At 56.0% G+C, this 14,056-nt stretch carries 11 protein-coding genes; 6 read left to right on the top strand and 5 right to left on the bottom strand.

Annotation, left to right across the window (positions count from 1 at the left end):
• Nucleotides 1-6: 6 nt before the first annotated feature.
• A complete protein-coding gene (locus tag G437_RS0102155; protein WP_024330956.1) occupies nucleotides 7-897 on the bottom strand; it encodes a glycosyltransferase family 2 protein in 891 nt (296 codons plus the stop codon).
• 66 nt (nucleotides 898-963) lie between these two features.
• Entirely contained in the window at nucleotides 964-3,048 is a 2,085-nt protein-coding gene (locus G437_RS0102150; RefSeq protein ID WP_024330955.1) for an acyltransferase family protein, read from the bottom strand.
• 176 nt (nucleotides 3,049-3,224) lie between these two features.
• Here G437_RS0102150 and G437_RS0102145 point away from each other — a divergent pair, with 176 nt between their 5' ends.
• Genes G437_RS0102145 through manA form a run of 3 tightly spaced genes read left to right on the top strand, consistent with a single transcriptional unit; the run spans nucleotide 3,225 to nucleotide 6,758 of the window.
• Nucleotides 3,225-4,622, top strand: a complete 1,398-nt coding sequence (locus G437_RS0102145) for a class II fumarate hydratase (protein ID WP_024330954.1) — start codon at nucleotides 3,225-3,227, stop codon at nucleotides 4,620-4,622.
• Nucleotides 4,623-4,677: 55 nt separating this feature from the next.
• Complete coding sequence (locus G437_RS0102140; protein WP_034490139.1) at nucleotides 4,678-5,574, top strand: aldo/keto reductase; 897 nt, start codon at nucleotides 4,678-4,680, stop codon at nucleotides 5,572-5,574.
• A complete protein-coding gene (gene manA, locus G437_RS0102135) occupies nucleotides 5,574-6,758 on the top strand; it encodes a mannose-6-phosphate isomerase, class I (protein ID WP_024330952.1) in 1,185 nt (394 codons plus the stop codon). The genes G437_RS0102140 and manA overlap by 1 nt, the downstream gene beginning before the upstream one ends.
• Here the strand turns inward: manA and G437_RS0102130 are convergent.
• A complete protein-coding gene (locus G437_RS0102130; RefSeq protein ID WP_024330951.1) occupies nucleotides 6,735-7,418 on the bottom strand; it encodes a TIGR03089 family protein in 684 nt (227 codons plus the stop codon). The genes manA and G437_RS0102130 overlap by 24 nt on opposite strands.
• A gap of 234 nt (nucleotides 7,419-7,652) precedes the next feature.
• On the opposite strand from G437_RS0102130, the gene G437_RS0102125 reads away from it, so the two are divergent.
• The 3 genes from G437_RS0102125 to G437_RS0102115 are packed head-to-tail and all read left to right on the top strand — an operon-like array spanning nucleotide 7,653 to nucleotide 12,171.
• The gene (locus G437_RS0102125; RefSeq protein WP_176744646.1) at nucleotides 7,653-7,889 is read left to right on the top strand and encodes a WhiB family transcriptional regulator; all 237 of its coding nucleotides are present in this window, start codon (nucleotides 7,653-7,655) and stop codon (nucleotides 7,887-7,889) included.
• Nucleotides 7,886-10,942, top strand: a complete 3,057-nt coding sequence (locus G437_RS0102120; RefSeq protein ID WP_024330949.1) for a glycosyltransferase family 2 protein — start codon at nucleotides 7,886-7,888, stop codon at nucleotides 10,940-10,942. The genes G437_RS0102125 and G437_RS0102120 overlap by 4 nt, the downstream gene beginning before the upstream one ends.
• Nucleotides 10,924-12,171, top strand: coding sequence for a DUF5719 family protein (locus tag G437_RS0102115; RefSeq protein ID WP_024330948.1), 1,248 nt, complete (start codon nucleotides 10,924-10,926; stop codon nucleotides 12,169-12,171). The genes G437_RS0102120 and G437_RS0102115 overlap by 19 nt, the downstream gene beginning before the upstream one ends.
• On the opposite strand, the gene G437_RS11125 is transcribed toward G437_RS0102115, so the two are convergent.
• Nucleotides 12,158-12,577 carry a metallopeptidase family protein gene (locus G437_RS11125; RefSeq protein ID WP_081638880.1) on the bottom strand — a complete coding sequence of 140 codons (420 nt, stop codon included), beginning with the start codon at nucleotides 12,575-12,577 and terminating at the stop codon, nucleotides 12,158-12,160. The genes G437_RS0102115 and G437_RS11125 overlap by 14 nt on opposite strands.
• Before the next feature lie 73 nt (nucleotides 12,578-12,650).
• A complete protein-coding gene (locus G437_RS0102110; protein WP_141739490.1) occupies nucleotides 12,651-13,985 on the bottom strand; it encodes a hypothetical protein in 1,335 nt (444 codons plus the stop codon).
• Nucleotides 13,986-14,056: the final 71 nt, after the last annotated feature.

The raw sequence follows: 14,056 nt of genomic DNA, 5'->3' as shown, positions 1-14,056 counted from the left end.
TATAACTTATTTCTTTTTCCCACGGCGCGAGGCGAGGAAGTTCTTGGCTTTCCACTTTGCCCACCCGAAAGCGGTCTCTTGCCCGGCCCGCAGCTCGTTGAACATCGCAGCCTGCCAAAGCAAGGCTCCCATACCATTTTTTTTCGCATATTCGCGCAAGTATTCGTCGCGCACCTTGAGTTCGAAATAGCGATGTTTTTCAGCCCCGGCAAATACCGAGTTGCCAAGAACCCCGCCCTGGTTGCGGCGCTGATGCCAGAAGGCCAAAGGGGCGCCATCGAGGAAACCGACGTCGTAACGGGCCGCGAGGCGAATATGGAATTCCCAATCGCCAACCACAGGTAGATCGTCGCGGAACCCCCCAAGGTCGTCAATGACCGCGCGCGGGTACATGCAGGAAATGGGCACCGCGATATTAGAGCTCATGAGTTTCGAAAGCGAGAACTGGGTTATCTCGGGCCAGGCGGGTTCCCTCCCAATCTCGGTTACCGTATTTCCCTCCAGGCGTTCCAAAACTATTTCAGTTCGCACAGCAACGCCCCCGTAGGTGGGGTGATCCTGCAAGAACTGCGAAGTCTTTTCCAAAAACCGGGGGGACCAGGTGTCGTCGTCGTCGTGAATGCAGATATAGCGGCCGGTCGATGCCTCAATTGCAATATTGGAAGCTCGCTCCATGCCCAGCGAGGTTTCGTTGTGGATAACCCGCGCACGGCCCTCTAACGCAGTGGCGTGCTTTTCCAAAAGTGCATCTACTGGAGCCGGAGCGCCCCCGTCATTTACTACTATTAGTTCAAAATTCCGCATGGTCTGCTTGGCGCAATCCAGCAGTGCTCGCTCCAACAAGACAGTGCGGTCCTTGGTTCTAGTGACAATAGAAACTAGCGGCCGAGTTGTCATGGCATCTCCTGTTCGGCGGTACAAAACATCTTCATGCTACCCGTAACGTAACTAAAACCCGCATACCTAGTTGGTAAGACCGAGATTTTGAACCTCTCTCACAAATAGGGCGCCCATGGATCTGGAATAGGTGCCCGAAATGTGGTTGGTGTCCTGCATAGTGTAAATGTTGCCCACTATTGGGCGGCAGGTGCCCCCTGGGCAAATCCAGGGGATTGGATCAATCTGATAGTACCTGCCCGGTCCCGAAACTTCCTGTGGAAGGCCAGCCGCAGGGGAGGGGTCAGCAAAGAGCTTGGAAGCGGCAAAAGAACACTGGTCGACGCTCTTATCGGCGAGACAAGTCAAAGGTTGCTCTTTTAGCCTAGGCATGTCTCGGATGCCCAGTACATCGATGCCCGCAGAAGTGAACTTTTGTGCAGCCTGGGCAATATTTGGCGGAAGTTGTTCCTTTCCATCCTTAGGTAAGTAGGTATCTTCAAAAATCACCAAGTCTGGTTTCTTCTCAAGTACATATTTTTGTAGCTTAGCGTTGTTTTCTAGGCAGACCTTTTCGTCCTCGCGACTAGCCTTAGACGGATCTCCGCCCATAAAGGTGCAACCACCAAAGTAAAAGCCGAATAGTTGCCACCCAAGTTTGGGTGCTGCCTGCGCGATCATGCCAGAGTACTGCTGGAGCCTAGAATTACCTATTAGCACCACGTTCTTCTTGGGGTCAGCTACCGGCTCAGACTGGCACACGTCCGCCAAATGCTTGTCAGCGGGGGACCACTTAGCGTTGCAATCTTCGTTAGAAAGTCCCACCCAGTCGCCAGATAATTCTGTTTTCAAAGGCAAAATCTGTGCCTTGGAGGGCGGATTCTTCCCTGTAATAAGAATTGCTGCGCCAGGATTGTTGAGATGTGCCCTAGCTTCGGCCTTCTTGATCTTTCCATCTAAATAAATGCTGGCCCCAGAAATGGGAAGCAGGCCAACCACTGCAGCAACTGCAATTACTGTGACAGAGCGGCGACGCTTTTGATTTAGCCACTTTGAGTAGCGAATTGGAGCATCGACGAACTTAGTAATTAGACCAGCAGCAGCAATGGCCCCGACTAAAACAGCTATTTTGCGGAGCCAGCCGGGGTGGCCGTCCTTGGCAGTAACCGTCAAGGTTATCAGCAGAGGCCAGTGCACTAGGTAAAGAGAATAAGAGATGTCTCCCAGATACTGTAGCGGGCGTGTAGACAGCAGCCTGTCCGCAGCCCAAGGCAGATAGGTGCGGCCTGCAGCAATCACCAAAAGTGCCCCAGTGGTAGGCCACAAAGCCATAAAACCTGGGAAACCACCCTGCACATCCCAAATAACTCCGCACAGCAAAATAGCAATGAAAGCTACCCAGGCGACCACAGCACGAACAAGCCTATTTATGTAGCTAGGATCGCCCTCGTAATTAGGCCCGAAATTAAAACGCCTTTCAAACGGGGGCAGCGCCAACGCAAAAAGTGCTCCCATGGCGAACTCCCACAGCCTCGTGAAAGTTGAAAAATACGCGTAGGTTTGGTTGGCATTGGTTAGGTAGACGGACCAAGCTAGGGAACAGACAAATATGGTTCCGTAGACCACCCACAGGGCGGTACGCTCGCGCACCTTTATTTTGCGGGCCACCCACACGGTAAGCAGAATCAAAATAGGCCAAGCCAAGAAAATCTGCCCCTGAATAGACAAAGACCAAAAATGTTGGAAGGGGCTTACCTGGTCCTTATTCGCATAGTAGTCAGCCGAAGTAAAAGCCAAATACCAGTTCTCGTAGTAGGCAGCCGAAGAGAAAGCTTCGGCAAGTGCTCCGCGCAGGCGCTCTGGCGGGTAGAAGAAAAATACTAGCGCCAAGGTGGCAAGAATCGTGATCACAGCTGGCGGCATCAACCGCCGGAAAGCTTTCAGGCAGTACTGGACCACATTTAATGGCCCACCCCGGTCAATCCTGCGCAAAAACGTTTGCATCAAAAGGTAACTGGAAATAAGCAGGAAGATGTCTATGCCGCCGCTAACGCGCCCAATCCAAACGTGGTAGACAACGACCATCAAAACTGACACTGCCCGCAGCCCGTGCAGCTCAGTGCGGAACTTACCTGCCGAAGTTATCGCAGGGTGTGTGCTAGCTTGTTTCATCGGAATAAGACCCTACAGCCGAAATAGGCAAAATTTCCACAAAAATATTCCTCCCTGGCCAAAATCACAGCTGGCGAGTACCCGCTGGGACTTATGACTAGCCACAGAAAAATGTGTGCGAGACAATAGTTGTAAGGCGCTTCGCGCCACCGACTAGCAAAATAGGAGACAAGTCAATGGCTGACGAATTCCGTATTGAACATGACACTATGGGCGAGGTAAAGGTGCCAAAGGATGCCCTCTATGCTGCACAGACGCAGCGCGCAGTGCAAAACTTTCCGATCTCGGGAAAGACTCTTTCAGACCACCACATTGCCGCCCTCGGTCAGGTAAAACGTGCCGCCGCAATTGCCAACCTGGAACTGGGCGTAATCGACGAAGCAACGTCGAAGGCCATTCAACAGGCCGCCGAAGAGGTAATTGAAAACAAGCACGACCAGGAATTCCCAATCGACATCTTCCAAACTGGTTCGGGTACCTCTTCCAACATGAACACCAACGAGGTCATTGCCACCCTGGCAAGTCACATCAAGGGGCAGACAGTTCACCCAAACGATCACGTAAACGCCTCGCAATCTTCTAACGACGTGTTCCCAACCTCCATTCATATCGCCAGCGTGCAGGCCGTGAACGAAGTGCTCCTGCCCGGGCTCAAAAAACTAGAAGCCTCGCTAGAAAAGAAAGCAGAAGAATTTAAAGACGTAGTCAAATCCGGACGTACCCACCTGATGGATGCCACCCCCATAATGTTGGGGCAAGAATTCTCGGGCTACGCCATGCAGATTCGCAACGGCATCGCGCGAATCGAGGGCGCGCTGCCGCGACTTTGTGAGCTGCCGCTAGGCGGTACCGCGGTTGGTACCGGTATCAACACGCCTACGGGATTTAGCCAGCGCGTCATTGAGCTAATCGCCGAAAACACCGGCCTACCGTTTACTGAGGCCCCTAACCACTTTGAAGCCCAAGCCGCCCAGGATTCCCTAGTTGAAATGTCGGGGGCCATCCGAACGGTAGCTGTTTCGCTAGTGAAGATTTGTAACGACCTGCGCTGGATGGGCTCCGGCCCCCGTACAGGCATTGGCGAGCTGGCTCTACCGGATCTGCAACCCGGTTCCTCGATCATGCCCGGCAAGGTCAACCCGGTAGTGCCAGAGGCGACGGTTATGGTGGCAGCTCAGGTGATCGGCAACGATTCGACCATCGCCTTCGCGGGCGCACAGGGGAACTTCGATCTGCTAGTGATGCTCCCAGTAATGGCTGCAAACCTACTCGAATCTATTAACATAGTTGGTAATGCGGCCGCGACCCTAGCCGAAAAAACCGTTGACGGCCTAAAAGCGAATGTCGAGCGCTGCAAGGAACTAGCGGAATCTTCGCCCTCGATCGTAACCCCCCTAAACCGAATCATCGGCTACGAGGCAGCCTCCAAGATCGCCAAGCACGCGGTAAAGGAAGGCATCACTATTCGCGAGTCCACCATCGACCTCGGATTTGTAGAACGCGGTGAAATAAGCGAACAGGATCTGGACGCCGCCCTCGACGTGGCTTCTATGACCCATCCCAAACAGAAATAATTAGCAATAAACTCTAGCGGGAGCACCCAGACGGTGCCCCCGCTATTGTTTAATCATGATTTACGGCGCAATGGGGCTCGGCGGCTCCTGGGAAGGCACTCAGCTTACAGAAGCCAACAAAACCCAGGCACTTGCCGCTCTGCGAGCAGCAAAAGAAGTTGGAATCGGCACAATCGACACTGCCGACATATACAAAGATGGGCGTGCCGATGCGGCGATAGGGGCCGCCCTCAAGGCCGACAAAGAGTTGCGCAGCCACTTCAAAATTCAAACCAAATTTGGCATTCACCTAAAAGGGGTGCCCAGGTACGAACAAACCAGCGAGCACCTCAAACGTTCCGTTGCCGGTTCACTCGAGCGGCTCGGGGTCGATCATCTAGACACCCTGCTGATACACCGGCCCGATCCTCTAGCCGATAAGCAGGCAGTAGCGAAGGCGCTGACACAGCTGCTCGAACAAAAAATTGTGGGCCAAATTGGCGTGTCCAACATGCATTCGGCCCAACTGCGGGCATGGAGCAAATATGTCCCGCTGGCGGTAAACCAGCTGCAACTATCGTTGGGCCACCACGCTTTCGTAGACGCCGAGGTAGACTTCAACACGCCCTCACAGGCTAACTTCGACCCGCACACAGTTGAATGGTGCCTAGAGCAGAACCTCAAACTTCAAGCCTGGGGCCCGCTCGACCAGGGCCGTTTCACCAAAGACCACCCCCAAGAAGGTGACCAAGCAACCGCTCGTGCAGTGCAAAAAATCGCCCGTGCGCAAAACCAACCTGCCGAGGCCGTAGTATTGGCATGGTTGGAAAAACACCCGGGGCGTATCGAACCAATAATTGGGACGACCAAGCCGGAACGCATCCGGGCCTGCGCATGCTCCAAACAGGTGAGACTAGACCGCAGCCAATGGTATGAGCTGTACCAGCAGGCTCGAGGAAGGAAAATTCCCTAATGCTGAAGCTTAGCGGAGCTAAACAACGCTACGCGTGGGGATCGAAGAGCGCGCTGCCTGCGCTACTTCGGGAAAGTGCCGATTCTCGCCCCGTAGCAGAAATCTGGTACGGCTCCCATCCTATTGCCCCAACCCTGCTGGAAGAGGGCGGCACCCTAGCCGAGCACATCCAAAAAGACCCGTTGGCCGCACTAGGGCAAGACACGGTGGATCGATTCGGCGAAACGCTCCCATTTCTAATGAAATACGTCGCCCCCGCGCGCCCGCTATCCCTGCAAGTACACCCATCCAAAGAAATCGCGATGCAAGGGTATGCCAAAGAAGAAGCCGAGGGAGTAGACCGCACTTCGCCCTGGCGCTCCTACAGAGATGCCAACCACAAGCCCGAAATGCTTATGGCCCTAACCGACTTTCAGGCAGTAGTGGGTTTTCGTGCCCCCCGAAAGGCGCGCGAGATCTTGCGGGCGCTCGCGGCCCCACTTGCCCGCGAACTGTTCGACATCTTGGACAGGCAAACTAACGCCCGCGGGATGCGTACGATCGCCACCCAACTGATGGATCCCGACACGGCACCCGACCAAGCAGCGGTAAACGAGGTAGTGGTGGCATGCAGGGACCGTATCGACCGGGGCACCACGCCCTCAAAACGTGCCGACACCATAGCCTGTGAGCTCGGCGAGGAATACCCAGGTGACGCCGGAGCTGTACTCTCGCTACTACTCAATCCCGTCACGCTGCGGCGTGGAGAAACCTTGTTCATTCCCTGTGGGCACATCCACGCTTACATGTCGGGCCTGGGCTTAGAACTCATGGCTGCCTCAGACAATGTGCTGCGCGCCGGACTGACGGAAAAGTACGTGGATGCCCGAGAAGCGCTGCGGTGTACCGATTTTTCTGCGGCGCCACCGGTTCGTATAGCCCCCGAATGGGTAAACAATTGGACCGCGGTCTACTACGCCCCCGTAGACGACTTTGAGCTTTCACTCGCCGAGCTCGGCAAGGAATGGCGGCCTCTGCCCGGCCACGGCCCTAGGATTCTGACCTGCCTGGACGGGGAGGCAACAGTTGGTACCAAAGCCACCGAGATGATCCTGCCGCGTGGGCACGGTATTTTTATAGATGCCGCCGACGGGAGCGTGCGAGCACGAGGAGTTGGGCACCTAGCCCAGGTTGACGTCCCCTAAGCCCGCGCGTTCAGTCTGCATAATCTTCTCCAGTTCCCCACTTGTAGCTTCTGGCGGAACTAACACTACAGACCCGCCCCCGGCCCACATTCTGACGCATTGCAAGCACACTGCATTTAGACTTCCCCCTATCACCAGGCGCTGCGGGGGGAGGGCGGAAATGCTATTTACCTCGGCAAAGGTAGGCCCGCCCTCGAAAAGGGCCACGGTTGGATCCGGCTCTTCCGCCCAAACCAGCGAATCAGCATTAGCCATAGTTTCGGCGGCCGCATCCACGCAACCAGCCGGAACTGAACCCGGGTACGTTAGGTCGAGGGCGGGCAGCGACAAAATAGAAACCTGCTCGGCTGCCTGCTGGTCTACCCAACTAGTCGCCTTCTCGGGATTATCTGTCACTGCCCAAACTGGCTCGGGCCCACCCACGGGAGCGCTGGCATGCCAGGTTCCCACCGTCCAACACACAGAGCGCCAATGCAGGGGAAGATCTATCAACACCCCCGCTGTGGGGCCGCCCTCGTTAGAGACGATCAGATTGGCGATCTTCGAAAGCCAGTTGGCCAGAACGTGCCCGGTAAGTTCCAAACGCTCGCCCCCAATGTAAGAGGTGAGGGCCGGGCTTACCCTAGAGTCCAAGTCTCGAACAAGTGATACAAGATTCATACTTCCAATAATAAAGGCCAAATAAATTTAGTTTCGCGCGCAATGATGCCGAAGCGCGAGGGGGCAGAAGGGGAGGGACACAAAAGTAGGGCTCGCTATCATGTATGCTCGTGGCATAGACTAATGACACGGATGTAGTTTAGATTTGTATCCAATAAAGGGGGCGCTGTGTGGAACATACTTGGCGAAGGTGATCTAGATCTTACCCAAGCCTTCGGTACTGAGTATGCCGACATGGACGTGCTCGAAGGCCCGCTGGCCTGGCAAGAACGCGCCCTTTGTGCACAAACAGATCCGGAAGCCTTCTTCCCAGAAAAAGGCGGCTCCACTCGCGAGGCAAAAAATGTGTGCGCAGCCTGTGAAGTAAGGCAGGAGTGCTTGGAATACGCCCTCGAAAACGACGAACGCTTCGGGATTTGGGGCGGGCTTTCTGAACGTGAGCGGCGGCGTTTGCGTCGCAAAGCAGTTTGAACGGCAAGCTTTCCACTGCCCACGCCTTTGCCCCGGTGCGGGTTTTAGTATTCACGCCCGGCGCCAGCTCATACTTGGAGCGGACGCTGCAGGCTCTACTCGCTTCCACCGTAAAGCCCGATCGCGTAAGTGTCGTAGATACTTCTAACTCTTTTGAACTAAAACAGGTCGACTCGGATTGGGTAGACATTATTTCGGTGCCAGGGGCTAAGTCTGTGGGGCAGGCCCTAGCCCAAATTTCCGAGGTCGAGGAAGAGCTAGTTTGGCTGCTGCACGACGACAGCGCTCCGGAGCCGGAGTGCTTGGAGCTGCTTTGCAGGGAACTCGAAAATGGGCGTTCTATCGCAGCTTGCGGGCCTACCCAATTAGATTTTGAGGGCAATAAACTGCTAAGCGCAGGTATTGAGGCTACGCGCACGGGGTGGCGCATGCCCCTAAACGACGACATTGACCAGGGCCAATACGACGATCGTTCGGACGTGCTGGCGCTAGGAACTGCGGGGTTGTTGCTGCAGTGGCGAAAAGTTAAAGCAGCCGGTGGGCTAGACCCGGCAGCCGGCCGCTACGGCGAGGGCCTGGAATTAGGGCGTCGTTTGCACCTAGCAGGAAACCGCGTAACGTTAGTTGCCAAGGCCAAGGTCCGCCATGCGCAAGAGTCGATGCGCGGCCAGCGCAAGGATATTGTCGAGGCGCGCAGGGCTCGCTACTACAACGCAGCTCTGGCGGTTCCCTGGTTTTTAGTTCCGTTAGTTGCCGTATGGGCTGCCGGGCAAGGGGTGGTGCGGTGGCTAAGTGGCCTGACCCACCTGCACCGCCAGGATGGTGCCGCATACCTGCGGGCCGCCGGCCAGTTCCTTTCCCAACCGGGCAAGGTCTGGGCTGGCCGAAGTCGCATTAGACGTGCCAAAGTAATGCCGAGGTCGAAGCTCAAGCCGTTGGAGCTTACCCACTCCCAGGTGCGTACCGAACGCAAGATTGCCAAGAAAATTGAGTTGGATGCCGCCCAGCCTGCGCCACTTGAACCGGTGGGAGCGGCCCAAGTGCTAGCTAGGCAAGGCCGCGAAAGGGCGGCACTTGGCGCAGTCGCCGTTTTCGGGCTCGTGCTGAACTTGTTTTTGACCAGGCAGGTTTGGGCACACCCGGCCGGGGCAGCCTGGGAGGACCTGCCCAGCAGGTGGCGCGATCTGCTAGAAGCTGCTTTTTCTGCCTGGATTCCCTCAGGCCTTGGCGAGGCTGGTATGGCCGACCCCATACACATCGTCTTGGCTATCTTTACCGCCCCCTTTGCGCTAGTGGGAATTCGGCCCACTCAGACGCTCATTGGCCTGTTCGCGTTTTTACCTTTTATAGCCCTTTTCACCGGCTGGTTGGCCAGTGGAATCCTGACCCGTTCGCCCTTCGCGCGCAGCGCAGGGGCACTGGGGTGGATGTGTGCCCCATTTTTCTTGGTGGGAATGGCCCAGGGGCGTCTTGCGCCGTCTTTGGCGCACGCCTTTTTGCCCCTGTTATTTTGGGGACTTGCAGGTCTGGCCAGAGCACATGCCCCCCACCTGGCTTACGGAGTTGAGGGGCGTGAGATAGCTGGTCAGCTAGGCAAGCCACATAGGAGGGCACTAGTTGGGGCGGCAGCCCTATTCATCTTTGGTACTGCCTCCCCTGTGCTTGCCGTAATTGGGGTAGCAGCTTACCTAGGCGTCGGCATTTATCTTACGGCTGTGCGGAAACCGGGGGGCCTAATCGCTTTTCTATCTCCACTCCCCACAGTGGTGGCGATCGTTCCCGCCCTCGTTCAAGCCGGCATTCGCGGCCACGCGGCTACAGCGTTATTTTCTACTGCAGGTAGGCCATTGGGCTTTGAAAAACTTGAAGTTTGGCAGCTCTTGCTGGGCGGGGTACAAAATCTGCCTTGGCTACTTCCGCTCGCAGTTGCACTGTTGGGGGCGGCCTTGGTCTCGCTCTTTTTGGTGGAGCGTGCTCTACCTAAAGTGCTGCCGTGGCTAGCTGTCGCCCTCGGGGCGTCGATAGCTGTTGCCGCGCTACACGTAACAGCTGGCCAAGGCGTCAACGGGCAACTAGTTTCCGCTTGGCCCGGGCCGGGGCTGTCACTGGAATGGAGCGGACTAGCTGGGGCCGGTCTCGTCACCATCGAATACCTCCGCCGCCCCTGGAGGGCGAAGCCACTGCGTGCTGTCGGGGCACTTACCTGCCTACTTGTGCTTGCTTGCGCGGCGGGCGGTGCAATCTACTCGCTGGGGCCCGTAATTTCCGGCCGCTTCGAAGCCGCCCCAGCTCGCTACGTTCCTGCCACCCAGGCGGGAAATCAAGATTCTGGGCGCCGTTCAAAGGTAATGGTTCTACGCCCAACGAAGAACGGGGTAGACGTGGAACTGCTGCGTACCAGCTCCCCCTCGCTCACCGACTCCAACGTCCTTTCTAGGCTGGCTCCCCGCACGGATTACAGCGCAACCCTGGCGCGACGGCTCGTAGCAGACCTACTTTCTGCAACGGGTACAAATGTTTCCAGAGGGCTTGCGGACTACGGGATTGGCCAGATCATACTGCCGCGGGAAGTTCTTGGGGCAGCGGGTACCGAAGCGCAAACGAGTCAGCAGCTAAAAGCCCGCACCCTGGCAGAAAACATCGATGCAGGCCACGGGCTAGAACGCTCCGGGGCAAACGACTTAGGGCTCCTCTGGCGCGTGCGCCCCGAGGGGGTACGGCTACGGCTCGAAAGTAAGCCCCTCCCGTCCGGGTACCTGAGCGCACGCACTGAGGTCGAAGCTTCCTCGCACGAACGGGAGCTAAAGCTTTCCGAGCGTTCCTCTTCCCGCTGGCATGCAAGCATCGGTGGGCAGCGCCTGAAAGCCGTACAGGGGAAGGCAAATCAGACTTTCACAGTCCCCGCCCACCTCAAAGGCACCCTGAAGGTGAACGCTAACCCGCTATGGCTGTGGCCGTGGCGGTTGGGAGTTGCTTTTACGCTTCTGGTACTTGGGGGCGCCCTCTTCTGGCCAGAACGGAAGGAGCAGGTGACATGGAAATTAGGCAAGTAGCCCGACTGGTTTCTGGCCTGGTTCTAGCCGGAGCCGTGGGCGCTTTAGCCGCCTGGAACCCCACCTCAGGGATTGGTGGCGTAGAGAAGCCGATCTACGCTACAGGGCATTTGGGGCCAAACTACGCAGCGTGCGCCCCAACAGAACAAAAGGGGACAGCAATAGTAAACGGTCTCACCCAAAGTGGGGGCGAGGCCGAAATAAGCGCGGTAGCCGATAGCCCTATTGGGCAAAATGGGAGCCAAATAATGGCGGCCCCAGTAGGCAACGAGGCAGCCGTGCCCGTGGGTACTCTGACCAACGAAAAAGCTGACATTTCTGCTTGTGAGCAACCGCAAAATTCCCTGTGGCTACTGGGCGCGTCAACCCAGACGGGGAGCGAGTCCTCTCTGCTCCTTTCTAACCCTGCCCCAACGGCCACCACGGTAACTTTACGCGGGTACACCAAAACTGGCCCGGCAGACCTAGTACAATCTCGCCTGCGTGTGGAAGGACACAAATCTGTGCGTCTCCCGCTGGCGGGCATCGCTCCCGATTCTGAACGGCTGTCACTACAACTTACCGCCTCGGGGCGGGGAATCAGCGCCTGGGTATTCCAATCCGAATCGAAGGGGCTCGACCACCTGGGCAGCGAGGTAATTGAAGCAGCGGGCTCAGCTAGTAAAACTAACCTAATTGCTGGAGCGGGATTCGCAAATGCCAAACTGCAACTGACGAATCCGGGGGCTCGGCCAGCGAAAGCTCAGGTTATCCGCATAGAAGGGGATAAATCCTCTCCAGTGGCCGGCGGGGATATAAAAATTCAGGCGGGAACCGTAACAGAGCTCTCTCTAGATGGTTTGGGGCAGGGGCGCGGGGGCCTGTTGATTCGCTCCGATCAGCCGTTAGTTGTTGCAAGCAAACAGGCGCAAAACAATGACTTTTCTTGGACCAGCGCCCAAGAGGGCGACACCTCCGGCACAATCACCATGCCAAAATTAGACGCAGAGGTATACGCAACTTCCGTGGCTGGGGCAAAAGTAGTTTTGACCGGCCCCAACGGGCAAAAGCACAACCTAGAGGTGGGCCCGATGGGCAGTGCCAAAATGAAACTGCCCGAGGGGAGCTGGGTTTGGAACGCAAGTGGACCGGTTGCTATTTCCGGGATCACCTACCAGGATGGAATCTCGACCTTCTCGGGTTCTAAATCTGCCCAGGAGCTAACGGCACTGGCAGTCAGAATCCGTTAGGATCGAAATCCGAATCCACCTCGTCTGGGGGTATCGAGAGGGTGGAAGCAATCTGATCCACTAGGACTAATCTGATTAGCTTCGTTAGTTCTTTCTGGTTCGAGGCGCGGCTGCTGAGCGGGATTCGATATAGGACCACGCGAGGTTTCAATCCTGAGCCCCTACTGCCTGTAAATGTGCGCGCCAAGACTGGTATTTGGCGTTCCCAAGGGGCTGGATCCGATGGGGGAACGTCCTCGACAGCGAATTCCCAATCGGAAATTGTGGGAAATCCAGCCGCTAAAGAACGGGCGTTTGCTACTACGGCCCTGTCGAAGAGTTGAGCGCGGGTAAGAGCACCCGGAAGCTGCGGGGACAGTAAAATCCCCCTCCGGCCGCGGCCGTGCCTGTCCCTTCTAATACTCACGGTTCAAACTTTAGCGAGCTTGCTACAACCGGCAAAACGGAGTCCACCCGGGGCGCTCTGCGGTAACAACGGCCTAGCCCTCCAGGCAAGAAATCTTTTGCTTGCGTCCTCCCCAGAGCAGGCCGAGGGCGAGCACGGTGGAAGCAATCGAGAAGTAGGCATAGCGATAGTCTGGAACCGGAACTAGGGGAATTTGGCTTATCAGCCAAAATAAAGAGGCCGCCGACAACCACAGCGCGAACGAATAGTTCTCGCACTGCAGGGCCGCCTTATGGCGACGTAGATAGGCCAGAGTAAACACGTTGCAGACCAGGTAAAATGCCGGGCAAAAGAACAAAGGAGCCCACCTTGTGCACGTGGTATCTGTGTAAAACGTGGTTGCTGTAAACAGGTGAGGGAAGCGGGGCGAGAAATGACCGGAGATTTTTCCTACTGTGGGGGACCAGGTATCGAATACAAAACGCGTAAACGCCTCCACCCGATAGGCAGTGTACCTAAGCGGGTGACGGGGGATCACTGCGAGCCATGCTTTTTGGAAATCGCCGTGGTAGTGGTAAATCCCCGAGAACACCTTGGTACCACTTTTTAGTTCAACCTGTTTGCCGTCTGCGCAGGTGAACCACATGAGATTTTGCTTGCGCGGTTCGGTGTGGCACCGCGTTATTGCCCCAGCCAGGTAATTCTTAAAGCCTTCCGATACAGGCAGTGCTTTTATTTGTTCAGGTGGGGTCACGTTTACCAGATCGTCCAGGAAGAGCTGATCTATTTGATGGGTTTTGTCGGGTTTGGCCACGGTTTGCACTCCAACTGCCATCCCTGCTGTAGCCACCGCAAATATCGCGACGAGGGCGAATAGAACGGGGACGAACTTTGTCCCAGAAGCCCCAAGTGGATGGCCTGCCCCGCCCTCTACCGCTAATTTTAGTTTCTGTGCAGCAAGCGGTAGCAGGAAAAGAACGGCAAATATTCCATTGGCTCGCAACAATACTGCCGCGCCGGCGAACACCACGAAACCAGCGATAAGCACAATATGAAGGCGAGCTTTGCCGCTAATCCACACGAGTGCCAGAGCGAAGAGGATCATGTACGTCAGTAGCTGATCTTTCCAAAGCCGCCCTGATTGAATTAATAGTGGAGCATATAGGGGAGCCAAAGACAACACAACAGCCCAAAACCACTGCAGCCTCTTAGTTAAATACCCGCCTAGAGCAAAAAGGAAAAAGGAACCAACGAACAAACCTGTTTCGGCCAGGAAAAGAACGGAATCTCTCCCGGTCAGTTGTATACCCCAGCGCCACAGCAGGGCCATAAGCGGGGGATGCCAGTCGTTGAATGGGATGTGTCCATTAGCTTGGGCTAGCTGCTGCTCTAGGTCGGGACCGTAGATAATTCCCGGATAGTAGCTCACTAGCACCGTGATAAAAGAAATGAAACTTGTAGCGCAAATTATTAGACTCTGCATTATTTTTTGCTGTTTCA

Source organism: Winkia neuii subsp. neuii DSM 8576, assembly GCF_000420405.1.
Lineage (GTDB): Bacteria > Actinomycetota > Actinomycetes > Actinomycetales > Actinomycetaceae > Winkia > Winkia neuii.
This window is presented reverse-complemented; position numbering and strand designations above follow the sequence as displayed.

Bases quoted from the DNA above. Each gene is read 5' to 3' on its own strand.
- G437_RS0102155 (WP_024330956.1), bottom strand. From the start codon at position 897: ATGACAACTCGGCCGCTAGTTTCTATTGTCACTAGAACCAAGGACCGC.
- G437_RS0102150 (WP_024330955.1), bottom strand. From the start codon at position 3,048: ATGAAACAAGCTAGCACACACCCTGCGATAACTTCGGCAGGTAAGTTC.
- G437_RS0102145 (WP_024330954.1), top strand. From the start codon at position 3,225: ATGGCTGACGAATTCCGTATTGAACATGACACTATGGGCGAGGTAAAG.
- G437_RS0102140 (WP_034490139.1), top strand. From the start codon at position 4,678: ATGATTTACGGCGCAATGGGGCTCGGCGGCTCCTGGGAAGGCACTCAG.
- manA (WP_024330952.1), top strand. From the start codon at position 5,574: ATGCTGAAGCTTAGCGGAGCTAAACAACGCTACGCGTGGGGATCGAAG.
- G437_RS0102130 (WP_024330951.1), bottom strand. From the start codon at position 7,418: ATGAATCTTGTATCACTTGTTCGAGACTTGGACTCTAGGGTAAGCCCG.
- G437_RS0102125 (WP_176744646.1), top strand. From the start codon at position 7,653: ATGGACGTGCTCGAAGGCCCGCTGGCCTGGCAAGAACGCGCCCTTTGT.
- G437_RS0102115 (WP_024330948.1), top strand. From the start codon at position 10,924: ATGGAAATTAGGCAAGTAGCCCGACTGGTTTCTGGCCTGGTTCTAGCC.